The organism is Streptomyces zhaozhouensis, assembly GCF_900230195.1.
In the GTDB taxonomy this organism is placed as follows: Bacteria; Actinomycetota; Actinomycetes; order Streptomycetales; family Streptomycetaceae; genus Streptomyces; species Streptomyces zhaozhouensis.
On the sequence record NZ_OCNE01000018.1, the window covers coordinates 75,117 to 99,345 of the forward strand.

17 protein-coding genes are annotated in these 24,229 nt (G+C 74.1%); 9 read left to right on the top strand and 8 right to left on the bottom strand.

Annotated features, from left to right (window positions below):
* The first annotated feature begins 50 nt into the window (after positions 1 to 50).
* On the top strand, positions 51 to 1,484 hold the full coding sequence (locus CRP51_RS22115) for a gamma-aminobutyraldehyde dehydrogenase (protein ID WP_097233051.1): 1,434 nt from the start codon (positions 51 to 53) through the stop codon (positions 1,482 to 1,484).
* Between the two features lie 70 nt (positions 1,485 to 1,554).
* Here the strand turns inward: CRP51_RS22115 and CRP51_RS22120 are convergent, their stop codons facing one another.
* Positions 1,555 to 2,256, bottom strand: coding sequence for a glycerophosphodiester phosphodiesterase (locus CRP51_RS22120; RefSeq protein ID WP_097233052.1), 702 nt, complete (start codon positions 2,254 to 2,256; stop codon positions 1,555 to 1,557).
* Positions 2,244 to 3,296: an adenosine deaminase gene (locus CRP51_RS22125; RefSeq protein ID WP_097233053.1), complete on the bottom strand. Its 1,053-nt coding sequence runs from the start codon at positions 3,294 to 3,296 to the stop codon at positions 2,244 to 2,246. The genes CRP51_RS22120 and CRP51_RS22125 overlap by 13 nt, the downstream gene beginning before the upstream one ends.
* 118 nt (positions 3,297 to 3,414) lie before the next feature.
* On the opposite strand from CRP51_RS22125, the gene CRP51_RS22130 reads away from it, so the two are divergent.
* Both CRP51_RS22130 and CRP51_RS22135 read left to right on the top strand, forming a co-directional pair.
* Entirely contained in the window at positions 3,415 to 4,446 is a 1,032-nt protein-coding gene (locus tag CRP51_RS22130; RefSeq protein WP_097233054.1) for a hypothetical protein, read from the top strand.
* 150 nt (positions 4,447 to 4,596) lie between these two features.
* Entirely contained in the window at positions 4,597 to 5,136 is a 540-nt protein-coding gene (locus tag CRP51_RS22135) for a hypothetical protein (protein WP_245880742.1), read from the top strand.
* 19 nt (positions 5,137 to 5,155) lie between these two features.
* Here CRP51_RS22135 and CRP51_RS22145 read toward each other — a convergent pair whose 3' ends face one another.
* From CRP51_RS22145 to CRP51_RS22160, 4 genes are all read right to left on the bottom strand, one after another.
* Entirely contained in the window at positions 5,156 to 5,662 is a 507-nt protein-coding gene (locus tag CRP51_RS22145) for a hypothetical protein (protein WP_097233055.1), read from the bottom strand.
* 4 nt (positions 5,663 to 5,666) lie between these two features.
* Positions 5,667 to 7,007 carry an AAA family ATPase gene (locus CRP51_RS22150; RefSeq protein ID WP_097233056.1) on the bottom strand — a complete coding sequence of 447 codons (1,341 nt, stop codon included), beginning with the start codon at positions 7,005 to 7,007 and terminating at the stop codon, positions 5,667 to 5,669.
* Positions 7,008 to 7,189: 182 nt separating this feature from the next.
* The gene (gabT, locus tag CRP51_RS22155) at positions 7,190 to 8,548 is read right to left on the bottom strand and encodes a 4-aminobutyrate--2-oxoglutarate transaminase (RefSeq protein ID WP_097233057.1); all 1,359 of its coding nucleotides are present in this window, start codon (positions 8,546 to 8,548) and stop codon (positions 7,190 to 7,192) included.
* A gap of 148 nt (positions 8,549 to 8,696) precedes the next feature.
* Complete coding sequence (locus tag CRP51_RS22160; RefSeq protein ID WP_097233058.1) at positions 8,697 to 10,043, bottom strand: ABC transporter ATP-binding protein; 1,347 nt, start codon at positions 10,041 to 10,043, stop codon at positions 8,697 to 8,699.
* A 258-nt stretch (positions 10,044 to 10,301) separates the two neighbouring features.
* Here CRP51_RS22160 and CRP51_RS22165 point away from each other — a divergent pair, with 258 nt between their 5' ends.
* The 3 genes from CRP51_RS22165 (at position 10,302) to CRP51_RS22175 (ending at position 15,975) form a co-directional block, all read left to right on the top strand.
* Positions 10,302 to 12,665 carry an ATP-binding protein gene (locus CRP51_RS22165; RefSeq protein WP_245880743.1) on the top strand — a complete coding sequence of 788 codons (2,364 nt, stop codon included), beginning with the start codon at positions 10,302 to 10,304 and terminating at the stop codon, positions 12,663 to 12,665.
* A gap of 85 nt (positions 12,666 to 12,750) precedes the next feature.
* On the top strand, positions 12,751 to 14,325 hold the full coding sequence (locus CRP51_RS22170) for a PucR family transcriptional regulator (RefSeq protein WP_097233060.1): 1,575 nt from the start codon (positions 12,751 to 12,753) through the stop codon (positions 14,323 to 14,325).
* A gap of 195 nt (positions 14,326 to 14,520) precedes the next feature.
* A complete protein-coding gene (locus tag CRP51_RS22175; RefSeq protein ID WP_097233061.1) occupies positions 14,521 to 15,975 on the top strand; it encodes an aldehyde dehydrogenase family protein in 1,455 nt (484 codons plus the stop codon).
* Positions 15,976 to 16,181: 206 nt separating this feature from the next.
* Here CRP51_RS22175 and CRP51_RS22180 read toward each other — a convergent pair whose 3' ends face one another.
* On the bottom strand, positions 16,182 to 17,231 hold the full coding sequence (locus CRP51_RS22180; RefSeq protein ID WP_097233062.1) for a TRM11 family SAM-dependent methyltransferase: 1,050 nt from the start codon (positions 17,229 to 17,231) through the stop codon (positions 16,182 to 16,184).
* Between the two features lie 29 nt (positions 17,232 to 17,260).
* Complete coding sequence (locus CRP51_RS22185; protein WP_097233063.1) at positions 17,261 to 20,113, bottom strand: glycoside hydrolase family 3 protein; 2,853 nt, start codon at positions 20,111 to 20,113, stop codon at positions 17,261 to 17,263.
* Positions 20,114 to 20,500: 387 nt separating this feature from the next.
* Between CRP51_RS22185 and CRP51_RS22190 the strand changes: the two genes are divergently transcribed.
* From CRP51_RS22190 to CRP51_RS22200, 3 genes are read left to right on the top strand one after another with little or no spacing between them, the layout of a single operon-like run.
* Positions 20,501 to 22,171, top strand: a complete 1,671-nt coding sequence (locus CRP51_RS22190; protein ID WP_097233064.1) for an extracellular solute-binding protein — start codon at positions 20,501 to 20,503, stop codon at positions 22,169 to 22,171.
* A 33-nt stretch (positions 22,172 to 22,204) separates the two neighbouring features.
* On the top strand, positions 22,205 to 23,269 hold the full coding sequence (locus CRP51_RS22195) for an ABC transporter permease (protein ID WP_097233065.1): 1,065 nt from the start codon (positions 22,205 to 22,207) through the stop codon (positions 23,267 to 23,269).
* Positions 23,266 to 24,201 carry a carbohydrate ABC transporter permease gene (locus tag CRP51_RS22200; RefSeq protein ID WP_097233066.1) on the top strand — a complete coding sequence of 312 codons (936 nt, stop codon included), beginning with the start codon at positions 23,266 to 23,268 and terminating at the stop codon, positions 24,199 to 24,201. The genes CRP51_RS22195 and CRP51_RS22200 overlap by 4 nt, the downstream gene beginning before the upstream one ends.
* Positions 24,202 to 24,229: the final 28 nt, after the last annotated feature.

Genomic DNA, 24,229 nt, shown 5'->3' on the forward strand with positions numbered 1-24,229 from the left:
GGCTAGGGTGAACGTTCCACGGCAACGAGTCGGAAGGCAGGAGGGCCGGTGTGACCACCGAGACGCGTCGGGTCAGGAACCACATCGACGGGGAGTTCCGGGAGGCCGCCGACGGGCGGACCAGCGAGGTGATCGACCCGACGACGGGCACCCCGTACACCACGGCGCCGCTCTCCGGCGCGGCCGACGTGGACGCCGCGATGGCGGCGGCCGAGGCCGCCTTCCCGGCCTGGCGGGACGCCACCCCCGCCACCCGCCAGCTGGCGCTGCTGCGGATCGCCGACGCCTTCGAGCGGAACGCCGACGAGCTGCTGGCCGTCGAGTGCCGGGACACGGGCAAGCCGCTGGAGCTGACCCGCGCGGAGGAGCTGCCCCCGATGCTGGAGCAGATCCGCTTCTTCGCCGGCGCGGCCCGGATGCTGGAGGGCAAGAGCGCGGGCGAGTACATGGAGGGGCTGACCTCCTTCGTGCGCCGCGAGCCCGTCGGGGTCTGCGCCCAGGTCGTGCCGTGGAACTACCCGCTGATGATGGCGGTCTGGAAGTTCGCCCCCGCCCTGGCGGCCGGCAACACGGTCGTGATCAAGTCCTCCGACACCACCCCCGCCTCCCTCTCCTACGCCGCCGAGCTGATCTCCGAGATCCTGCCCAAGGGCGTCTTCAACGTGCTCAGCGGCGACCGCGAGACCGGCCGGCTGATGGTGGAGCACCCGACCCCGGCGATGGTCTCCATCACCGGCTCCGTCCGCGCCGGCACCGAGGTCGCCACCAGCGCGGCCGCGGAGCTCAAGCGCGTGCACCTGGAGCTGGGCGGCAAGGCGCCCTGCGTGGTCTTCGAGGACGCGGACCTGGCGGCGGCCGTCGAGGGCATCAGGGACGCCGGCTTCTTCAACGCCGGCCAGGACTGCACCGCCGCCAGCCGGGTGCTGGTGCACACCTCGCGCTACGACGAGTTCGTCGCCGCGCTGACCCAGGCCACCGCGGAGGTCCGCACCGGCGACGTCGCCGACCCCGACTGCTTCTACGGCCCGCTCAACAACGCCGACCATCTCGCCAAGGTCAGCGGCTTCGTGGAGCGGCTGCCCGCCCACGCCAAGATCGCCGCCGGCGGCCATCGGGTCGGCGAGCAGGGCTACTTCTACGCGCCGACCGTGGTGGTGGACTGCGAGCAGGACGACGAGATCGTCCAGCGCGAGGTCTTCGGCCCCGTGATCTCCGTCCAGCGCTTCGGCGACGAGGAGGAGGCCGTCGCCCTGGCCAACGGCGTGGAGTACGGCCTGGCGTCCTCGGTGTGGACGCGGGACCACGCGCGGGCCATGCGGATGTCCCGGGCGCTGGACTTCGGCTGCGTCTGGATCAACACCCACATCCCGCTGGTCGGCGAGATGCCGCACGGCGGCTTCAAGAAGTCCGGCTACGGCAAGGACCTCTCCGCCTACGGCCTGGAGGACTACACGCGCGTCAAGCACGTGATGACCGCGCTCTGAGCCGGTCGCCAGGATCCGGGGGGGCGCGGGGCACGGGCCCCGCGCCCCCCGGGGCGCGCCGGAGGCGCGCTCAGCCGTCGCGCCGCTCCTCGTCCAGCACGGCGCGCAGCGTGCCGATCCGGTTGCTCATGATCATCGTGACGCCCAGGTCGCGCAGCCGTCGCATCGCGCGCCGGCTGTCGACGGTCCACGCGGCCACCTGGTAGCCGGCGTCCGCCGCGCGCGCCACCGTCTCCCGATCGACCAGACCCAGACGGTAGTTGAGCCAGCGCGGCCGGACCTCGGCCAGCAGCGAGGGCCGTGGCGGCCCGGTGCGCTTCCAGGTCAGCGCGATCTCCACGTCCTGGTCGACCCGCCGCACCGCGCGCAGCGCGCCCGGGTCGCCGCAGTACCAGACGCGCGAGCCGTGACCGGCCGCCCGCACCGTCTCGGCGACCAGACGCGCGTGGGTGGCGGACCGTTCCGGCAGGTCGAGCACCGCCCGCACGCCCAGCTCGGCGCAGTGCGCCAACGCCGCCCGCAGCGTCGGCACCCCGCCGCCGGTCAGCTCCCGCACCCGCGCCGCGCTCACCCCCGCCACCGGCGTCGGGTGGCCCCACAGCCGCTCCAGGGTGGCGTCGTGCACCACGACCGGGACCTCGTCCGAGGTCAGCCGCACGTCGAACTCCACGGCCTCCGCCCCGGCCTCGGCCGCGGAGGTGAACGAGGGCAGGGTGTTCTCCCGGACGCGGTAGGGGTCGCCCCGGTGGGCGACCGCGATCACGCCACCCATGCGGCGAGGTGGGCGTCGATCTCGGCGAGCAGCGTCGCCTGGCCGGCCGGGTCGAGGAACGACGCGGTCACCGCGTTCCGCGCCAGGTCGGCGACCCCGGCGGCGTCCAGCCCCAACAGCCGGGCGGCGACCAGGTACTCGGTGTTCAGGTCGGTGCCGAACATCGGCGGATCGTCGGTGTTGATCGTCACCCGCACCCCGGCCTCCACCATCGCCGGCAGCGGGTGCGCGGCCAGCGAGGGCACCGCCCCGGTCGCCACGTTCGACGTCGGGCAGACCTCCAACGGCACGCCGGTGCGCGCCAGATGGGCCAGCAGCTCCGGGTCCTGGGCCGAGCTGGTGCCGTGGCCGATCCGCTCGGCGCGCAGCGAGCCGAGCGCGTCCCAGACGGTCTCGGGACCGGTGGTCTCCCCGGCGTGCGGCACGCTGTGCAGCCCGGCGGCGATGGCCTGGTCGAAGTGCGGCTTGAACAGCGAGCGCGGCCAGCCCTGCTCGGGACCGCCGAGCCCGAACGAGACCAGCCCGGCCGGCTGTTGGTCCAGCGCCAACCGCAACGTGCCGTCGGCCGCCGGGATGCCCAGCTCGCCGGGGATGTCGAAGCACCAGCGCAGCACCACACCCAGCTCGCGCTCCGCGCCCGCCCTGGCGTCCTCGATCGCCTCGACGATCGCCTCGTCCGGGATGCCGCGCAGACCGAACGAGTAGGGGGTGACGGTGAGTTCGGCATAGCGGATGGACTGCCTGGCCATGTCCCTGGCGACCTCGTAGGTCAGCATCCGGACGTCGTCCTGGGTCTGGATCAGCTTGACGACCGAGACATAGACCTCGATGAAGTGCGCGAAGTCCCGGAAGGTGAAGTAGTCGACCAGCCGCTCCGGGTCCTTGGGCACCGGCGAGTCGGGGTGTCGGGCGGCCAGCTCGGCGACGATCCGGGGCGAGGCGGAGCCCACGTGGTGCACGTGCAGCTCGGCCTTGGGCAACCCGGCGACGAAGCCGGCCAGATCACCGCCGGCGGCGGCGGCTTCCGGTGCTTGTGACACAACACCCTCCAGGGAGACGGACGTGATCACATCGTAGGCCGGGGCAGGTAGGGAGGCGGGGCGGGGACGGCGGGGCCCGGCTGGCCGTAGGCTGAGCGCAGGCGAACGTGGAGGTGCCGTGACCGCTGACCAGCAGCCCGATCCGAGCCGGCAGAACGCCGAGGAGGCGCCCAGGACGCCGCCGCCGTCGTCGCTGCCGCCCGAGGGCCGGGGCACCCCGCCGCCGGGCTCGCTGCCACCTCCGCCTCCGCAGGGGCCGCCGCCGTCCGTTCCCGTCGGGGCGCCGGCGGGGCCCCCGTTCCCGGGGCCGCCCGCGGCGCGGGCGTTCGCCCCGCCGCCGCCACCGGGCCCGCAGGGGTTCGCCCCACCCGGCTTCCCTTCGCCCGGCTTCCCCCCGCCCGGCTTCCCTCAGCCGGGGTTCGCGCCCTGGCCCCCGGCGCCGCCACGTAAGCCGCGGAACGCGACGGGCGCCTTCGCGCTGGCGCTCGGCGTCGGCGCGGCGGCGCTGTGCTGGACGTTCTACCTCAGCCCCGTCGGCCTGCTGCTCGGGCTGCTCGCCGTCGGCTGCGGCCTGATCGGCTCGGGACGCGCCAAGCGCGGCGCCGCCACCAACCGGCGGGTCGCGCTGGGCGGCATGTGGGTCGGCGCGGGCGCCGCCGTGGTGGCCGCTGTGCTCTCCGTGCTGCTGGTGGTCGAACTGTCCCAGTACATCGAGGTGGAGAGCCGCGTCGGCTCCGACTACCTCGCCGCGCCCGGCGACGACGTGGTCTACGCCGACGGGCTGGTCGTGCGCCTCGCGCCGCTCGGCGGCGAGGGGCTCCAGGGGCGGGTCACCGTCACCCTGACCAACGAGTCCGACGGGGACATATCCCTCGCCGACGACGCGCTGCGGGCGTTCACCGGGGACGGCCTGCGGCTGCGCGACGTCCAGCGCGCGGACGACGGGCCGGAGTCGGTCTCCTCCGGGCAGTCGGTGGAGGTGGTCTACCACGTGGCGCTGGGGACGGACACGGGCGGAGTCGCCGTCGACTACCGACCCGCCGACGACTACGACTGGGCGTTCTGGCTCCTCGACCGAAGTGGCGGTCTCGACCGCGGGCCGGCCGACCCCGACGAGGACGGGCCGCCGGGGGAGAGCCTGGACGTCTGACCGTTCGGCTTCCGAACTCGTGGCGCTTTGACGACAGTTGCGCCCGAGTTCGGCGAAGTCGCGTAAGGATCGCGCCCTTTCCCCCTCTCAGCCGCGAAGGAACCACAGGGCCCCGACGGACGCCGGGGCCGGCGGCAGAAGGGACGCGGGATGAGCGGCGAGGCACGGTCGGCACTGGAGTGGTTGGCGCTGGCGGCACCGAGGCCGGCGATCTGCCGGTGGGAGTGGGAGCACAGCCGGCAGGGGGTGGCGCTGCTGCCCGCCGGGCGGCGGTGGGACGTCCTGATCCTGCCGGGCGTGCTGGGGATGACCACGTTGGACGTGCTGGCCCGCGTCATCGACCGCCCGGGGCCGGTCCTCGCCGACCAGGAGCGGCGCCGCGTCGGCTACTTCGTGCCGCCCGGCACCGCCGCCCGCTGGCTCGGAACGGGGGTGCGGGCGGCGGGCCCCGGCAGCTGGATCGTGGTGCCGCACCCGGAACGCTCCGTCCCGGCCGCCCACTGGCTGGTCCGCCCGGACGGCTCGGGGACGCTCAACGACCCCGCCGTCCTGGAGCTGGCCATGCACGAGGCCGCCGCCCTCGTCGCCGCCCCCGCCCCCGCCCCCGCCCACGACGACCCGGACCCGACCCACGCCCACGCCCTCGCCCCGGAGGACCCCCCGCCCGGCACCCGGGGGGCCGAGCGCTGACCCCGCGCCGGGGCCCTTATCAGGGCAGTCGCGCCCAGGTCGCCATGGTCGCCTCCAGCGTCCAGATGCGGACGTCGGCCCGCGCCCGCGAGGCGTACAGATCACGCTCCGCCACGATGCTCAGGTCGCCGGTGCCGAGCTGCTTCTTGACGGCGTGCTCGGCGAGGTCCATCCCGGTGGCCCCGCCGTCGCAGATCGAGGTGAGGAAGCCCGCGTCCCAGGTGCGTTCGTGGAGTACCCAGGGGGCCTCGCCGCGCGCGGTCTTCAGCAGCAACGACCCGAGGCGGACGGCGCGGTCCCGGCGGGCCGCGCCGTCCTTGATCTGGAAGACGTGATTCCCCGTCTCCACGATCGTCGCGGTCGGCAGGATGAACCGCACCCCGGCCCTCAACCTGGCTTCCATCTCGCCGAGAACCTCGGCGCGGCGCGCGTTCCTGTGGGGCACGTCCAGGAACTCGACGAGTACGGAGGTGTCGAGGAACTCGACGACCGGCAGCGGAAGCGCGGCGCGACGCTGTCTGCTCACGGGCTCACAGGCTCCTCAGGAAGTCCTCGACGCTGGGCACGCCGGTGTCTCGGGGAGTGGCGGCCTCGGACAGGCGGCCTCGGGTGACCGCGTCCCCGAGGTCACCCGCCGCCAGCAGCTCGACGTAGCGGGGGAGTTCGGTCAGCCGGGTCAACACGCTCTCCCCCGAGTCCGGGGCCCGTGTGCAGACGACGACCCCGCCGTGGTCCTGGGCATGGAGGGAGTTGAGCAGCGCGGGGCTGTGCGTGGTGAGGAGCACGTCGACATCGCGCTGTTGGGACTCCTCCTTCATCAGGTCCAACACCCGTGCCGCCTGGGTGGGGTAGAGACCGTTCTCGATCTCCTCGATCACCAGGTGACGTTGTGGTGATGCCCCGGCGGACCCGGCGTCGGAGACCGGCGCGGTGAGCAGCGCCGTGCCGAAGGCCAGAAAACGCAGCATCCCGTCGCTGAGGAGCCGCGCCGGCACCTCGTGCTCCCGGCCGTGGTACCCCGCCTCGCGCAGTACCAGCTGAACGTCGCCGAGGGAGGTGCCCACCCGGCTGATCCCGCGCACCGGGTACTCGGGCATCCCCGCGACCAGGTCGGTCAGCCGGTCGAACGCGACCGGGTCCTCGGTGCGCAGTGCGTCGACCGCCGCACTGAGGTTGTCGGCGCTGCGGCGGAGCGCCGCGTCGCGCGCGTTGACGTAGCGCCTCATCAGGTGGGGTACCGGGTCGAGCGGAAAGACCGAGCGGAGCACGTCCTGGACGATCTGCGCGGCCCGGTGCACCAGCCTGGTCGCCTCGGTGGTCGCCGGGAGCCGCACGGGTACCTGGCCGGTGAGCAGGCGGTCGGCCGGGAACGGGACGCTCGGATCGGCCCCGCGCTGCCCGTTGAAGTAGCGCCCCCTGAGGTCGCCGCCGCTCCGGTCCGGCGGGGCGCTGGCAAGGAGCGAACGGCCGGCGGTCAGACGGCGACCGCCGTAGCGCACGCCCTCGACGGCCGTCAGCTGCTCACTCAGGACGCGCACCTCGGGCCGCACCATGATCTCCACGTCGAGGTCGAAGACCTCCTCGCCGGAGCGCACCCGGCAACCGAGCCGAAAGCGGTCGCGGCCCCACGGGGCGCATCCCTCGGCTCCGCCCCGGACCGGCTCGTCGCCCTCGCTCCGGGGGCCGTCCAGCGCGTCGCGCACCGGGTCGCCCAGGGCCAGTCGGGAGAGGACCATCAGCCCGTCCAGCGCGTTGGACTTGCCGCTGCCGTTGCGCCCGATGAGCACGGTGAGGTCGTTCAGCGGCAGGCACTGGTCGGTGAAGCTCTTGAAGGAGGTCAGGCGCACCTCCTCCAGCCGGGGCGTCTCCACGGGCACCTCTCTCGTCGTCGCTCCGTGCCCGCCGGGCGGAGTCTCGCGACGTCTCGTCACGTGACGAGACCGGGCGTGGCCAGTCTAGGTACGGCCATCGCGACATCGCGCCTTCCCCGCCAGGGAAGACGCGACGTCGGGACGGCGGTCCGACCGGTGCCCGGGTGCCGTGGGGGGAGGGGTCACAGCGCGCCGAAGGCGTCCTCCAGGATGTCCAGGCCCTCGGTCAGCAGCTGCTCGTCGATCACCAGCGGGGGCAGGAAGCGGGCCACGTTGCCGTAGGTGCCGGTGGTCAGCAGCAGCAGGCCGGCCTGGTGGCAGCGGGCGGCCAGGGCGGCCGTGGCGGCCGGGTCGGGGTCCTTGCCGCCGGGCTTGACCAGTTCGACGGCGAGCATCGCGCCCCGGCCGCGCACGTCGCCGATGGCCGGGAAGCGCTCGGCCATCGCGCGCAGCCTCGGCAGCATGATCTCCTCGATCCGCCGCGCCCTGGCCGGCAGGTCCAGCTCCCGCATGGTCTCGATCGAGCCGAGCGCCGCCGCGCAGGCGACCGGGTTGCCCCCGTAGGTGCCGCCGAGGCCGCCGACGTGCGCCGCGTCCATGATCTCGGCGCGGCCGGTCACCGCGGCCAGCGGCAGCCCGCCGGCGATGCCCTTGGCCGTGGTGATCAGGTCGGGGACCAGGCCCTCGTCCTCGGAGGCGAACCACTGGCCGGTGCGGCAGAACCCCGACTGGATCTCGTCGGCCACCAGCACGATCCCGTGCTCCCTGGCGAACTCCGCGATCCGCGGCAGGAATCCGCGCGCCGGCACGATGAAGCCGCCCTCGCCGAGGATCGGCTCGACGACGATCGCGGCGGTGTTCTCCGCACCGACCTGCTTGGTGATCTGCTCGATCACCTGCGCCGCCGCCTCCTCCGCGCACCGCTCGGGGCCGGTCAGCCAGCGGTACGGGTAGGCCATCGGCACCCGGTAGATCTCCGGCGCGAACGGGCCGAAGCCGTGCTTGTAGGGCATGTCCTTGGCGGTGAGCGCCATGGTGAGGTTGGTGCGGCCGTGGTAGCCGTGGTCGAAGACCACCACCGCCTGCCGCCCGGTGTGGTAGCGGGCGATCTTGACCGCGTTCTCCACCGCCTCGGCGCCCGAGTTGAGCAGCACCGACTTCTTGGCGTGGTCGCCGGGCGTCAGCCGCGCCAGCTCCTCGCAGACCTCCACGTACCCCTCGTAGGGGGCGACCATCGCGCAGGTGTGGGTGAACCGCGTCAGCTGCTCGGTGGCGCGGCGCACCACGGCCTCCGCGCTGTTGCCCACCGACGTGACGGCGATGCCGGAACCGAAGTCGATCAGCGCGTTGCCGTCGACGTCCTCGACGATCCCGCCGCCGGCGCGCTGGACGAAGACCGGCATCACGGTGCCGATGCCGTCGGCCACGGTCGCCCGCTTCCGCGCCATCAGCTCCTTGGAGCGCGGTCCCGGGATCTCGGTGACCAGCCGGCGCTTCTGCGGGAGTGCGGGTCCTCCGGTCAGTTCGGTCGGGTCGCTCATGAGTGGACTCCTCGTCGCGAAGGGGCTACATCGGGCACTCCCCGGCAGGCTAGGTTCTCCCCGGCGCCCTGGGCACGCACCACCACGGAGTCAACGCGTCGCCGTTTTGGCCACTTCGTCGTGCCCCCCTCGCGCGGTCGCCCGGCCCTCACCCCGCCGCGCGTCCGCCCGGCGTCCGGGGCGGGGCGGGGCAGACGCGGCGGCCCTCGCTGTCGAAGACGTACATCCGGTCGAGGTCGATCAGCAGCGGAACGCGTTCGCCCAGCCTGGGCCGCAGGTCGGGGTCGCAGCGCACCACCAGCCCGTCGTTGATCCGGCCCGCGGCCGTGGGCGGCGGCGCCTCGGGGGGCGGCGGCTCGTCGTGGCCGGGTGCCCGCCCGGCGCCCGGGTCCCGGGCGAGATAGCGGCCGACCAGCCGCCGCAGCGGCGAGCCGCGACGGGGGCGCGCGTCGCGCCTGGCCGGCGGGCGCGGCGCCTCCAACCCGTCGACGCGCGCCGGGTGCGCCCCCGTGGAGACATGCACCAGCGACTCGTGGCCCTGGAACTCCACGTGCTGCACCACCCCGTTGAGCAGCGCCTCCGTCGGGGACATCTCCTGCGGGCTGGCGATCCGCGCCGCCTCGGAGCGCAGCCCCACCGTGATCTCCTTCCCCGTCTGCACCCGCAGCATCTGGTGGTCGGGGGAGAGCGGCTGCGGCAACTGGATGCGCTGGGTACCGAAGTCGATGTTGAGCCGCCCGTCCAACGGCGCGTGCACGGCGGCCCGCAGCAGGTTGATCCGGGGGGTGCCGACGAACGCGGCGACGAACACGTTCTCCGGCCGCTGGTAGACCTCCCGCGCGTTCCCGACCTGCTGGAGCACCCCGTCCCGCATCACCGCGACGCGGTCGCCCAGCGACATCGCCTCCGACTGGTCGTGCGTCACATAGACGGTGGTGACCCCGAGATGACGGGTCAACGTGGCGATCTCGGCTCGCAGCCGGGTGCGGAGCTTCGCGTCGAGGTTGGACAGCGGCTCGTCCAGCAGGAACGCCGACGGGCGCCGCACGATGGCGCGCCCCATCGCGACGCGTTGCCGCTCGCCGCCCGAGAGCTGCCCCGGGTAGCGTTCCAACAGGTCCTCGATGCCCAGCAGCCGGGCCGCCTCCCGCACCTGGTGGGTGGTGTCGCGCCGGGGGGACTCGATCTTCAACGGGAAGCCGATGTTCTGCGCGCCCGTCATGTTCGGGTAGAGCGCGTAGTGCTGGAAGACCATCGCCAGATGGCGTTCACCGGGCGGCAGCGCGTTGGCCGTCTCGCCGTCGAGCCGCAGTTCCCCCGAGCTGATCTCCTCAAGACCGGCGATCATCCGCAGCACCGTCGACTTGCCGCAGCCCGAGGGACCGAGGAGGACCAGGAACTCGCCGGGCGCGATGTCGAGCGACAGCCGGTTCACGGCCACGACGTCCCGCGGGTAGACCTTGGTCACGTCTCGCAGGGAGATGGCGCGCGTCATGCCGTTCCGCCCGTTGCTGTCCGTGTGTTCGAGGTGGGGCAGGAACGTAGCGCACCGGGTGCCCCAGCGGAACGGTTTCGCACAAGTTGCCCCTTCGCATATGCGTCGACCCGTGTCCGCGCCTGGTCGCGATGCCGGGCCGCTGCACTAGATTGGTCGGGGAGCGGGGTCCCGCGGCGGCCGTCCCGGCGCGGCGGTCGTCTTCCGTCGTGACGTCAACCCGACGGCGCGGCACGGCGCTTGGCATCATGGGGGACTGTGAACAGCGACGGCACACGGGAACCACGGCTCACGCCAGGACAGACGCCGGGCGCCGCCCCGGTGGTTCCGCCACCGCCGGGCGCGCCGCCCGCGCCCCGGCGGTCGCCGGAGGAGGCCGACCTCGCCCCGCTCCAGCGGTGGCTGCGCCTCCCGCGCCCGGCCGCCCGCCCCGGGGTGTGGCGCACCGGGCACGTGCCGAGGCCGCCCGAGGACCCGGACCGCCTCAGCGACCGGGAGCTGCACGGCGGCGCGCTGCTGGCGGCGCTGACGGCGTGGCTGGTCTGGTCGCTCTACGTCAACACCGGCCTGTTCTCCTGGGTCCTCGCGCCGCTCGACTGGCTGGGCGCGCGCGGCACGTTCCTCGGCCCCTACCTCTACGAGCAACTGCTCTTCTGCGGGCTGCTCTACGCCTTCGGCCGGCTGGGCAACGCGCCCCGGCTGTGGCGCCGTTGGCGTCCGACCGTGCTGCGCCTGTGGTCGGGGCGGCCCGACATCGAGCGCCAGGACCCCGGGCTCACGCTGCGCGCCGTCGCGGCGCTCGCCGCGGCCTGGGTCGTCTGGGAGCTGAGCTACGCCGGCATCTGGCTGTTCTGGCTGGACCCGTTCTACGGGATGGTGCCGGAGAGCTGGTGGCGGCCGGAGGACAGCACGGCCTACACCGTCGCCTACAACGTCTACTACCTGCTCTACGCGCTGCTGCTGCTGGCGCTGTGCGGCGCGCTCGGCGGCTGGCGCGCCGTGCTGCGGCGTTTCCCGCCGGCCCGGTTCACCGGCGCGGAGGTGGCGGGCAGCGAGCGGGAACGCGCCGAGGTGGCGCGGCTGACGGAGTTCACCGAGCTGCGCGAGGGCGGGGCGGGACCGGCCGCGGAGCGGCTGCTCGCTGAGGTGGCGGCCGGCACGATGAGCGACCTGGACTACGCCCGCATCCAGCGGGCCTGGCGCACCGTGGTGGCCAGGCCGACGGAGCTGCCCGCCTTCAACGACGCGGTGGCCGAGAGCGGCGCGGGCGCGTTCGTCCACCCCTCGGGCGACCGCGACCTGCCGGTGCGGGCCGCCCGGCACGACCTGCTCACCCGGCAGGTGCGGATCGGCACCGCCGTCGACGAGGAGCGCAACGCCTACGAGTACCGGGGCGTCGACGTCGCCCTCGACCCCGCGCTGCTGGGGACCTCGCTGCTGGCCGTCGGGCCGCCCGGCTCCGGCAAGACCGGCCGGGTGGTGCGGCCCGTGGTGGAGTCGCTCTGCCTCCAGGCGCTCACCGGCCAGGCCGCCGTGGTCGCCGTCGGCAGCGCGGCCAGCGGCCTCGGCCCGGACGCGGCGTTCGACATCGTGGTGCGGGTCGGCGACCCGGCCGGCACCCACCAACTGGCGCTCTACGGCGCGGCGACCGACACCGACGAGGCGGCGACGCTGCTGGCCGAGGCGCTGCTGGGCGGCACCCCCGCCGAGACCAGGGACGCCTCCGCCGCGCTGGTCCAGCTGATCGGCCCCTACCACGCCGCCTACGGCCGGCTGCCCGGCGTGCCCGAGCTGCGGGCCATGCTGGACGGCGCCCCGGCGCTGCTGGCCACGCTGCGGGAGGACCTGGCGCTGGCGGGCGCCCACGACCAGCAGCGCGAACTCGACGCCAGGGAACGGGCGTCCACCCGCCTCGACGACCCGGGCAAGCCGCTCGCCGACCGGCTGGCGGTGCTGGACCGGGCCGGGTTCTCTGCGGGCTCGGGGACGCGGACGTTCTCCATGGCCACGCTGACGCATCCGCTGCGGGTGCGGGTCGACCTGCCGGCCACCGGCCACGCGGAGGCGGGGCGCATCATCACCAGGCTGCTACTGGCGCAGTTCACCACGGCCGTGGTCAACCGTCCCGACCGATCGCTCTTCGCCACGCTGGTGCTCGACGACGCGACCGCCGCCGTCACCGCCGGCACCGTGCGGGGGCTGGCGCAGTTGCGCGCCGCCAACGCGGGCGCGGTGCTGGCGCTGCGGACGCTGGACGACGTGCCGTCCGAGCTGCGCGCCGGGCTGCTGGGGGCGGTCGGCTGCCGGATGGTGTTCGCCGGCGTCACCACCTGGGACGCCGAGCACTTCGCGCACGTCTGGGGCACCGCGTGGACCGAGGACCAGGACATCACCAGGACGCCGGACCGCACCGGCGGCATCGTCCGCAAGACGGTGCGCGGGGTCCGCAGGCTCTTCACCGGCCGGGACACCACCACCGACTCCGTGACGGTGCGCAAGGTCGAACGGCAGCGCTGGTCGGCCTCGGAGCTGGCCCACCGGGTGCCGCCCCGGCACGCGGTGCTCTCCACCACCTCGGCCGCGGGCGAGCCCGGCCCGCCCGTGCTCGTGCGGCTCGGCTGAGCGTGCGGGGCCGCCGCCCCCGAACGGCCCTGACCGGCCACGATACGGTTCCAGTGACGCGCCCCCGGCTGCCCCAAGGTGATACATGCGACCGACTCTCGCCGCCCTTGTACACCACTCCGCGCTCCGCCTGCGCGTGCTGGCCGGCGAGGACCGGCTGGACACCGAGGTGCGCTGGGCGCACACCAGCGAGCTGCCCGACCCGACGCCCTATCTGGACGGGGGCGAGCTGCTGCTGACGATCGGCCTCAAGCTGTCCGTGGACGACGCGGGGGAGATGCGCCGCTACGTGGAACGGCTGGCCGGGGCGGGCGTGGTCGGGCTCGGCTTCGGGATCGGCGTCAACCACCCGGCGGTGACACCGGAGTTGCTGGACGCCGTGCGCGAGGTCGGGCTGCCGCTCCTCGAGGTGCCCCGGCCGACGCCGTTCATCGCGATCTCCAAGGCGGTCTCGGCCGCCATCGCCGCCGAGCAGTACCGCACGGTCACCGCCGGCTTCGCCGCGCAGCGCGAGCTGACCAGGGCCGCGCTGGCGCCCGACGGCCCCGAGGCGCTGTTGACCCGGCTGTCCACGCAGGTCAACGGCTGGACCGCGCTCTACGACCGGGCCGGCGCCGTGACCGCCGTCGCCCCCGGCTGGGCGGCCAGAAGGGCCGGACTGCTGGCCGACGAGGTCCGCAGGCTGGGGGACCGGCCGGCGCCGGCCAGCACCGTCTGCGCGGCGCCGGAGGAGGAACGGGACGGCGGCGACCGGGTCGAGCTGCAACTGGTCGGCACGGGGCAGCGCGGCCGCGCCGTGCTGGCCATCGGCACGGAGGCGCCCCTGGGCGACTCGGGCCGGTACGCGGTGCAGGCCGCCGTCGCGCTGCTGACGCTGGTGACCGAACGCTCCGGTGCCTACCAGCAGGCCGAGTCCCGGCTGGGCGGTGCGGTGCTGCGGATGCTGCTCAGCGGCGAGCCGGACCACGCCAGGGCGGTCGCCGGGCAGCTCTACGGCGGGCTGCTGGACGCGCCCCTGCGGGTGCTGGCCGCCGAGGCGGACGAGCCGGAACGGCTGGTCGCCTTCGGACAGCGGCTGGAGGCGGCGGCCGCGCGGGCCGGCGAGGCGGTGCTGGCCGCGCCCGACGGCGAGGGGTTCGTGCTGCTGCTGGCCGATGGCGGCGGCACCCAGGACGCCTGCGCCAAGCACGCCGAGGCGTCGGAGGGGGTGGTGCTCGGGCTCTCCGCCCCCACCGGGCTCGCCCACGCCGCGGCGGCCTACCAGCAGGCCAGGGAGGCGCTGCTGGTGGCCAGGCGGCGCGGCAGGGCGCTGGTGGAGCACGACGACGTGGCGACCGGTTCGCTGCTGCCGCTGCTGGGTGACGAGGCGGTGCGGGCGTTCGCCGACGGGATGCTGCGCGCGCTGCGCGACCACGACCGGTCAGGGCGCGGCGACCTGCTGGCCTCGCTGCGGGCCTGGCTCTCCCGGCACGGCCAGTGGGACGCCGCCGCCGCGGAGCTCGGCGTCCACCGGCACACCCTGCGCTACCGGATGCGGCGGGTCGAGGAGATCCTCGACCGTTCGCTGGACGACCCCGACCTGCGGATGGAGCTGTGGCTCGCGCTCAAGGCCAGCGGCCTGGCCGCCCCGCCGGGCCCCCGCCACCGGCCCGGCGCGTAACGGGGCGCGCGGCGCTCCCCGTTGGCGCGCGCGGTGGTCGGCGCACCGCTACCAAATGGCGTGTCGGCCCGCCGCGCCGCTACGAAGCGGACAAGGTTCCGCGCGGCGCCGAACCCCTACGGTGGGTGCGGGCGGGCGGCCCGCCGTGGCCCTCGTCCGCCTGGAAGTCCCCGGAGCTGGGAAGGACGGACCGCGATGACGAAAGCCACATCCCCACAGGCGTTCTGGCTGGCGGGCCGCGCGGCGCGCGGCGAGCACACCCTGGAGGTCACCTCCCCCTGGGACGGTCGCACGGTGGGCGTGGTCTCGGTGCCCACCGCCGAGCAGACCGAGGAGGCGGTGGCCGCGGCGGCGCGGGTCGCGCCGGAGTTCGCCGCGAGCCCGGCCCATGTGCGGGCCGGCGCGCTTGACCACGCGCGGGAGCGGCTGGCCGCGCGCGCCGAGGAGTTGGCCGAGCTGATCTCGGCGGAGAACGGCAAGCCCATGAAGTGGGCCACGGTCGAGGTGGCGCGCTGTCTGTCCGTCTTCCGCTGGGCGGCCGACGAGGCGCGGCGTTTCAACGGCGGCACCGCGCAGCGGCTGGACGCCGACGCGGGCGGCACCGGCCGGCTGGCGCTGACCCGCCGGGTGCCCTACGGCCCGGTGCTGGGCATCGCGCCGTTCAACTTCCCGCTCAACCTCTGCGCCCACAAGGTCGCTCCCGCGCTGGCCGCAGGCGCCCCCATCCTGCTCAAGCCGGCGCCCGCGACCCCGCTGTCGGCGCTGTTGCTCGGCGAGGTGCTGGCCGAGACGGAGCTGCCGGCCGGCGCGTTCAGCGTGCTGCCGGTGCCCAACGACGCGATGCCGGCGCTGGTCCAGGACGAGCGGCTGCCGATCATCTCGTTCACGGGCTCGGTCCCGGTCGGCTGGTCCATCAGGGACTCGGTGCCGCGCAAGCGGGTCACGCTGGAGCTGGGCGGCAACGGCGCCGCCGTCGTGCTCGGCGACTACGGCTCGGACGCCGACCTGGACTGGGCGGCCGGGCGCATCGCGACCTTCGCCAACTACCAGGCGGGGCAGTCCTGCATCGCGGTCCAGCGGGTGATCGCGGACGCGGCGGTGCACGACCGGCTGGTCGAGCGGCTGGTCGCCGCCGTCGAGGCGCTGGTCACCGGCGACCCCTCGGACCCGGCGACCGACGTCGGCCCGCTGGTGAGCGAGGACGCGGCGCGGCGGGTGGAGAGCTGGGTCGAGGAGGCGGTCGCCGGCGGCGCGCGGGTCCTGACCGGCGGCACCAGGGACGGCGCGAGCTACGCGCCGACGGTGCTGGCGAACGTGCCGGCGGACGCGAGGATCGCCTGCGACGAGGTGTTCGGGCCCGTCGTGTCGGTGACCAGCGTCCCCGACGAGGCCGCCGCGTTCGCCGCCGCCAACGACTCCACGTTCGGCCTCCAGGCCGGGGTCTTCACCCACGACCTCCAGGCCGCGTTCCGCGCCCACCGGGCGCTGGAGGTCGGCGGCGTGGTCGTCGGCGACGTGCCGTCCTACCGCGCGGACCAGATGCCCTACGGCGGCGTCAAGCAGTCGGGCGTGGGGCGGGAGGGGGTGCGGTTCGCGATGGAGGACTACACCTACGAGCGGGTGATGGTCCTGACCGGCCTCGACCTCTAGCCGCCGGGGCCTTGCCGGCCTGGGTGGGGTGTCGTCCTCGCCCCGGTGGTGGGTTGCTCGCGCCGTTCCCCGCGCCCCTTTGACGCCGGTGGGCGGCTTGGGGGCGCGGGGAACGGCGCGGTGCATGGGTGGCGGGGATGAGACGACTACGGTGTCGCACCGGCCGGGTGGGTGGTCGTCCGGGAAGGAGGGAAACCCGTCGGGGGCTACTTCACCGCCACCACGAGATCCCGGGTGATGGCCTGGTCGACGCGGTGGGCGAAGCCCAGATACGGCTCCGAGTCCCGCACCCGGAAGCCGGACTCGGCCAGCAGCGCGGTCAGTTCGGAACGCTTCGCGACATGCGTGTTCCAGGAGATGCCGACCGCCCCGCCAGGCCGCAGCAGCCGCGCCCAGACCGGCAGCGCCTCGGCCAGCAGCGGCAGCGGGCTGCGGCTCAGCGCCGGCCCGCCCGCGTCCCGCCCCCGGCTGCCGTGCTGCACCCCGTAGGGCGCGTCCGTCACGACCAGGTCGAACGAGCCGGCGGAGAAGAAGTCGCCCGCCGCCGTGGTGTCCGCCTGGACGGCGGTGACGTCGATGGTCTCGCCCGCGCGGTAGCGCTCCTTGTCGACGCCGAGCGTGACGGCCATCCGCCGGCCCACCGTGCGGTGGTGGCGCCGGACCGGCCCCACGTCGGCGCGGTGCTTGATCCGGCTGTTCTTCAGCCACTGCCGGAAGAAGTTCTGGTAGGCGTCGAAGCTCTTCGCGTCCCGTTCCACCCCCGCCGCGTCCAGCCCGTACATCACCGCCTGGTTGAGCGTGGTGCCCCGGCCGCAGAGCGGGTCGAGCACCCGCAGCCCGCCGGTGAGCAGCCGCTCGGGGCGGGAGCAGGAGAACGCGGTCACGTTGAGGAGCAGCTTGGTGAAGTCCTCGTTGGTCTTGCCCACGTACTTCTGGATGGTGATCAGGTCGTCGGGGAACCGGTCGAGCCGCTCCACGGTCACCGGCGTCAGCGTCTCGCCGTTCCGCTCGAAGAGGGCGTAGAGCCCGGAGAGATTGGCGAGTTGGGCGAGCGCCTCACCCTCCAGGCGGGGCGCGCGGAAGGTCAGATAGCGCACGCCGCCCAGCGTGCGCTCCTCGACCTCCTCGATCCGCCCGCCGAGCACCGCCTCGTCGAGGACCAGCAGCTCGGCGCGGGTCAGCCGCGCGGACTCCTGGGCGTAGACCCGGTTGTGCGAGGGGAGAAGGAGAAAGGCGTACTCGTGCGTGGCGTCCATCGCCGCGCACTCTATCCGGACCCGCCCGGTCAGCCGAACTCCAGCCTGCCCACCCGCACCGGGCCCGCCAGCGTGAGGCGCAGCCCGGTCACCCCGGCCACCGGCCGGGGCAGCCTCAGGAGCACCGGCCGGTAGGCGTAGCGGTCGGTGCCGGCGGGCACCTCGGCCGTGGCCTCGACACCGCCCAGCTCAGCCGTCACCGCGCTGCCCGCGCCGGTGGCGGCCGCGTGGACGGTCAGCACGGCGACGCCGTCGCCCAGGTCGCAGCCGTGGTAGCGGAGTTCGGCGGTGCCACCGCCGCCGCGCGGCGCGACCGCGTCCCCCTCGCGCGGGGTGAGGTCGACCAGCTCAGCGCCCGCCACCTCGTCGAAGTCGGCGGCGCGCAGCCCGCGCCTGAGGACCGGGCGCGGCCCGGCCGGTTCGCCGGCGACCCGCCACCGGGTCGTGCAGCGGATGTCCCGGCTGGAGGCCCCGGCCTCGAACCGGTAGTCGCCCGGCGCGGTCGTCCACCGCGCGTGCGCCACGTCCCAGTGCCCGAGCGCCTGGTCGAGCGGGGCGCGCAGGGTGACGGTCCGCCGTTCGCCCGGTGCCAGGGCCACCCGTGTGAAGGCCACCAACCAGCGGTGCGGCCGCGGGAGCCGGGGGTCGACGGCGGACGCGTACAACTGCACCACCTCGTCGCCCGCGCGCTCGCCCACGTTGGTCACCGTCAGCCGCGCGACGAACGCCCCCGGCTCCTCCTCGGCCACGGTCAGCCCGGTCTGCTCGAAGCGGGTGTAGGACAGGCCGTGCCCGAACGGGTAGAGCGGTTCGCCGTCGAAGTACAGATAGGTGGAGCGCGCGGTGATCAGGTCGTGGTCGCGGATGTCCGGCAGGTCGGCGTCGTGCGCGTACCAGGTCTGCGGCAGCCGCCCGGCCGGCGAGACGTCGCCGGTCAGCACCCGCGCCAGCGCGGTGCCCGCGGCCTGCCCGCCGTGCGCGGTCCACAGCAGCGCCGGCAGCGCGGCGTCCGCCTCGGGGACGGCGTAGGGGTAGGAGGAGACCAGCGCGAGGACGGTGCGCGGGTTGGCCGCGTGCGCCGCGCGCCACAGCGCCTCCTGCGCGGGCGGCAGGGTCAGCGTGGCGCGGTCCTCGGTCTCCCGGCCGTTGATGTGCGGGTCGTTGCCCAGCACCAGCACCGCCACGTCGGACCCGGCCGCCGCCTCGGCGACCGCGAGGACGCCGTCGGACACCGTCTCCACCCGGAACTCCGTGCCGGGTTCCCCGGGCGCGGCAACCTTCAGGCCCTCGGCGGCGACCACCACCGGCTGACCGCTCGCTCGATGGACCAGGAGGTGGCCTTCGCCGTGGGGCACCGGAGTGAAGACCTCCCGCACCACCCAGCCGCCCGGCTGGTCCGCCGAGGCGCGCACCCACCCGTCCTCGGCCACGGACAGATACCTTCCGTCCGGGGCCGCGAGCGTCCACGCCCCGCCGCCCCAGTCGGTCAGCCGCAGCTCGGTGGCGGCGGCCAGGGGCCCGACGGTCAGCGGCGGCAGGTCGGTGCGGCCTGGCAGCAGCGCCGGGTCGAGCGCGCCGGCGGACGCCGGGCTCGCGACCGCCGGCGCGTGCGCCTGAGGCACGCTCACCCAGGAGTCGCCGGCGCGCAGCCGCACCAGGTCGGCACCGTCCTCCCAGGTCACCCGGTCGATCGCCGGGTGGTCGCGCAGCCCGTCCAGCGGGCTGGCCCGGTGCAGCGGCTCGCCGCTGTACCAGTCGAGCTTCATCTCGTCGGCCAGCGGCCCGAGCACCGCCACCGTGCTGCCGGGCGCCAGCGGCAGCAGCCCGTCGTTGCGCAGCAGCACCACGGCCTGCTCGGCGGCCCGCAGCGCCAACTCCCGGTGTGCGGCGGTGTCGTGGGCCGCCTCGGCGGGGAACGGGTCGAGCTCCGGGTCGAACTCGCCCAGCCGGAACCGCGTCGCCAGCAGCCGGCCGGCCGCGCGGTCGACGTCCGCCTCGTCGATCAACCCCCGCTCCAGCGCCTCGGTCAGCCGCGCCACCGTCGGCCCCGAGTCCTCGCCGTGGTCGGTGAAGCTGTCCACGCCGGCCCGCAGCGCGGCGGCCAACCCGGCGGCGTGGTCGGGGAGATACCCCTGGGTGCCGGCGATGTTGGAGGGCGCCCCCGCGTCCGAGCAGACCAGCAGCGGCGCCGCGCTCCAGCCGCGCGCCTCGTCCAGCAGCGGGGAGAGGTGGTTGGGGCGGCCGTTGACCAGGTTGTACGCGGGCATCAGCCCCACCGCGCCGCCCGCGCGCAGCGGTTCGGCGAACGCGGGCATCTCGTACTCGCGCAGCACCCGCGCCCGCACGGAGGTGCTGGCGGTGTCCCGGTCGACCTCGTGGTTGTGGGCGATCCAGTGCTTGAGCACGGGCGCGGTGCGCAGATAGGTCGGGTGGTCGCCGGCCAGTCCCCGGGTGTAGGCGGTGGCCAGCCCTGCGGTGAGCAGCGGGTCCTCCGCGTACCCCTCCTCGTTGCGGCCCCACAGCGGGTGGCGCAGCAGGTTGACGGTGGGGGACCACACGTTGAGCCCCACCCGGGGGTCGGCCGCGCGCATCGCCCTGACCTCGCGGCCGACGGCCTCGCCGACCCGGTGGACCAGCTCCGCGTTCCAGCTCGCGCCGAGGCCGACGGCCTGCGGGAAGACCGTGGCGCCGCCCATCCAGGCGACGCCGTGCAGCGCCTCCTGCCCGGTGCGGAACGCGGCGAGCCCGAGCCGCTCGACGGCCGGCGCGTACTGGTGCAGCAGCGCGACCCGCTCGGGCAGCGTGAGACGGCCCAGCAGGTCGGCGACGCGCCGCTCGACGGAGAGCGCGGGGTCCCGGAACGGCGGTCGCTGGGCAGTCACAGAGGCGTCCTTCGGCAGGGGCGGCAGGGGCGGCAGGGGCGGCAGGGGCGGCCGCCGACCGGCGCGCGCGCCCCCGCGCACGGCCGGTCGGCGCGTGGCGGAAGGGCGGGCGAGGGCGTGGCGCGGGCAGGGCGACGGCAGGGCGCGGGTGCGGAATTCGAAGCGCTTCGATGCTCGGTTTGCCGTCCGCCTCGTGTCAAGACCCGTGCTTCGAGCGTCGGTTGCGGAGGGGACTTTCTTCAGTACTGAAGCCACGGGAGCGGTCCCACAACTTTCTCGGAAGCGGGGGTTGTGCGCCCCGCTGACGGGTCTTAACCTCCTCGCAACATCGAAGCGCTTCGACCCGTGCGTGTCAGCGTGGCGCCGAACCCCTGGAGGGTTTCCGCAATGTCGAACTCCCCCTCTGCACCCAGCAGGAGACGTTTCCTCGCCTCGACGGCGGCGGCAGCGGCGGTCACCGCCGGCGGCATCCCCCTGCTCACCGCCTGCGGCTCGGACGGCGGCGGCGGTGGCGGTGGCGAGGGCGGCGCGGTCTCCGAGGGCGACCTGGAGAGCATCCTGCCGACCTACCGCGCCTCCGACGTGGCCGTGGAGCCCGACATCGCGGGGGAGCACGGCGCGAGCCCCGGCTACACCTCGTTCATCCCCACCGACGAGATGGGCGTGACCGTGCCGGAACCGCGGGGCTCTGGCGGCGAGTTCCGCGTGATGAGCCCGCTGTGGGGCACCCCGCCCGAGTCGGGCAACGCCTACTGGACCGCGATGGACGAGGCCATCGGCGTCCGGATCAACTGGCAGACCCAGGACGGCAACACCTACGGCGAGAAGCTGGGCGCCGTACTCGCCGGCAGCGACATCCCCGACCTGGTGTGCGTCCCCGGCTGGGAGTTGCAGGGCCAGATACCGAGGGCCATCGCCAGCCGCTTCGCCGACCTCGGCCCGTTCCTCTCCGGCGACCGGGTGCTCGACTACCCCAACCTGGCCGCCATCCCCACCGCCGCCTGGGAGCCGGCGATCTTCGGCGGCGCGCTGCGCGGCCTGCCCATGCCGGCCCCGCCGATCGGCGGCGTGATCCCGTTCTACCGACAGGACATCTTCGAGGAGAACGGCTGGCAGGTCCCCACCGACGCCGAGGAGTTCCTCTCCTTCTGCCGGGACGTCACCTCGGCCCGGAACCGGGTCTGGGCCTGCGAGGACATGAAGTGGTCGGCGTTCATCATCCACGGCGTGCTCCCCGACAAGCCGCAGTACTGGGAGGAGGTCGACGGCCGGCTGGTCAACCGCTTCGAGACGGACGCCTACCTGGAGGCGCTGGACTGGACCCGGCGGCTCTTCGACGCCGGCGTCGTCCACCCCGACGGGGTCGCCAACCAGGGGGACGCGCTGGTCCGCTTCACCTCGGGCGAGTCGCTGATGTTCAACCAGGGGCAGGGCGTGTGGCACAGCACCCTCACCGAACAGCGCACCTCCAACCCGGACTTCCGGATGAACGCCTTCGACTTCTTCGGCGCCGGCGGCGAGGACCCCGTGCTCTACGCGGGCAACGGCTCCAGCCTGTGGACGTTCGTCAACAAGGACCTCCCGGAGGACCGGGTCCGCGAGGCGCTGGAGATCGCCAACTACTGCGCCGCCCCCTACGGCACCCGGGAGAACCTGCTGCGCACCTACGGCGTGGAGGGCGTCCACCACACCGTCGAGGACGAGCAGCGCGTCCGCACCCCGCAGGGGGAGACCGAGGTGGTCCCCGACACCTATGTCTTCATCGCCTCCCCCGGCCATGTGGTCGCCGCCTCCGACGTGCCCCAGCTGGTCGAGGACTGGACCGGCTGGATGCGGCGGCAGATGCCGCTGGTGCGGGAGTCGATCTTCTTCGGACGGCAGATCCAGGAGCCGGACCGGTTCACCAACCTCAACGACCAGTTCGAGGACCTGGAGGACGACGTGGTGCGCGGGCGCCGCTCGATCGGCGACGTGCAGGACGCGGTCGCCGAGTGGCGCCGCAACGGCGGCGACGAGCTGCGCGACTGGTACCAGCGGCTGCGCGACGACCAGTCCTGAGGCCGGGAGACGAGACCACCCGAGGAGCCCCCCGTGTCACCCAGCACGGTCCCCCGTTCCGCGCCCCCGCGGCGGCCCGACCGCCCCGACCGTTCGCGCCGGCCCGCGCCCCGCGCCCGTCGCCGCCCGCGCGCCCCCCGCGGCGAGCGACACCTGCCCGAGGGCGGCGTGCGGCTGCGCCACCGGCTGCGCCGGGACCGGACGCTGATCCTGATGACGCTGCCCTGCGTGGCGCTGCTGCTGGTCTTCGCCTACCTCCCGATCGCCGGCAACGTCATCGCGTTCCAGTACTTCAGCCCCTACGCAGGCGACGGCTTCTTCGAGTCGATGGCCAACAGCGCCTGGGTCGGTCTTGAGCAGTTCGAACGGATGGTCAACGACAGCTACTTCTGGGACGCGGTCCAGAACACGCTGGTCTTCTCCGCCCTCCAACTGATCTTCTTCTTTCCCGTCCCGATCGCGCTGGCGATCCTGATCAACAGCATCCTGCACAGCAAGGTCAGGGCGTGGGCCCAGGCCGTGCTCTACCTGCCGCACTTCTTCTCCTGGGTGCTGGTGATCACCGTCTTCCAACAGGTGCTCGGCGGCGCCGGCATGGTCGCCCAGACGCTCCGGGAGAACGGCTGGGACGACGGCTTCGACCTGATGACCGACCCCGGTTTCTTCAAGTTCCTCATCACCTTCCAGGTCATCTGGAAGGACGCCGGCTGGGGCATCATCGTCTTCCTCGCCGCGCTCTCCACCGTCAACCAGGAGCTGTACGAGTCGGCCGCCGTCGACGGCGCCGGCCGGTGGCGCCGGATCTGGCACGTGACGCTGCCCGCGCTGCGCCCGGTGATCGCCCTGCTGCTGGTGCTCCAGGTGGGCAACATGCTGACCGTCGGCATGGAGCAGTTCATGATCCAGCGCACCGCCGTCGGACCCGGTGCCGCCGAGGTGCTGGACACCTACGTCTGGAACACCGGTATCGAGAACGGCCAGTTCAGCTACGCGGCGGCCATCGGCATCGTCAAGGGCGTCTTCAGCCTCGCCCTGGTGCTCGCCGCCAACCGAGTCGCCCACGCGATGGGCGAGCAGGGGGTGTACCGGCGGACATGAGCGAGACCAGCGTCCTGGTCGAGGACGACGAGGAGACCGGGCGGCGGCGCAGGCCGTCCTGGGAGGAGCCGCCCACCCGGGTCGGGCTCGCCGCCAAGGGCGTCATCCTGGCGATCGCGCTGCTGGCGGTGCTCTTCCCGCTGTGGATCGTGGTCGTCACCAGCCTCTCCGACGCCGAGGCCATCTCCCGCGCCGGCGGGCTGGTCGTCTGGCCCGAGGGCCTCAGCCTCGCCGCCTACCGCGAGCTGCTCAGCGGCGGCCAGGTGGCCAGGTCCATGGTGATCGCGGTCGGCATCACCCTGGTCGGCACCCTCTTCAGCATGGCCGTCTCGGTGCTCGCCGCCTACGGCCTCTCCCGGATCGGCTCGCTCTGGCACCGGCCGCTGCTGATGACCCTGCTGGCCACCATGTTCTTCGGCGGCGCCGGGCTGATCCCCACCTATCTGCTGATCCAGACCCTCGGCCTGATGAACAGCTACGCCGCGCTGATCCTGCCGATGGTGGTCAACGTCTTCAACATCCTGGTGCTCCGCGCGTTCTTCATGAACGTCGGCCAGGAGATCGTGGACAGCGCGCGCATCGACGGGGCGGGGGAGTGGCGCATCCTGTGGACCATCGTGCTGCCCCTGTCCCGCGCGGTGCTCGCGGTGATCTCGCTCTTCTACGCCGTCGGCTACTGGAGCAACTGGTTCAACGGCTTCATCTACATCCAGGACCAGGAGAAGCTGCCGCTCCAGAACGTCCTCCAGCAGATCGTCATCGAGGGCGAACGCCCCGCCGGCATGGCCCAGGTGATCGGCACCGGGCAGATCCCCAGCCTCGCCGTCCAGACCGCCGTGATGGTGCTGGCGCTGCTGCCGGTCGCCGTGCTCTCCCCGTTCGTCCAACGCCACTTCAAGAAGGGCATGTTGATCGGCGCCGTCAAGGGCTGACCCACCGCGACACGACAGCAGGAGGTGC

Coding starts and splice junctions, on each gene's coding strand:
- CRP51_RS22135 (WP_245880742.1), top strand. CDS start 4,597: ATGAGCGGCGAGGCACGGTCGGCACTGGAGTGGTTGGCGCTGGCGGCA.
- CRP51_RS22175 (WP_097233061.1), top strand. CDS start 14,521: ATGACGAAAGCCACATCCCCACAGGCGTTCTGGCTGGCGGGCCGCGCG.
- gabT (WP_097233057.1), bottom strand. CDS start 8,548: ATGAGCGACCCGACCGAACTGACCGGAGGACCCGCACTCCCGCAGAAG.
- CRP51_RS22180 (WP_097233062.1), bottom strand. CDS start 17,231: ATGGACGCCACGCACGAGTACGCCTTTCTCCTTCTCCCCTCGCACAAC.
- CRP51_RS22120 (WP_097233052.1), bottom strand. CDS start 2,256: ATGGGTGGCGTGATCGCGGTCGCCCACCGGGGCGACCCCTACCGCGTC.
- CRP51_RS22200 (WP_097233066.1), top strand. CDS start 23,266: ATGAGCGAGACCAGCGTCCTGGTCGAGGACGACGAGGAGACCGGGCGG.
- CRP51_RS22160 (WP_097233058.1), bottom strand. CDS start 10,043: ATGACGCGCGCCATCTCCCTGCGAGACGTGACCAAGGTCTACCCGCGG.
- CRP51_RS22190 (WP_097233064.1), top strand. CDS start 20,501: ATGTCGAACTCCCCCTCTGCACCCAGCAGGAGACGTTTCCTCGCCTCG.
- CRP51_RS22170 (WP_097233060.1), top strand. CDS start 12,751: ATGCGACCGACTCTCGCCGCCCTTGTACACCACTCCGCGCTCCGCCTG.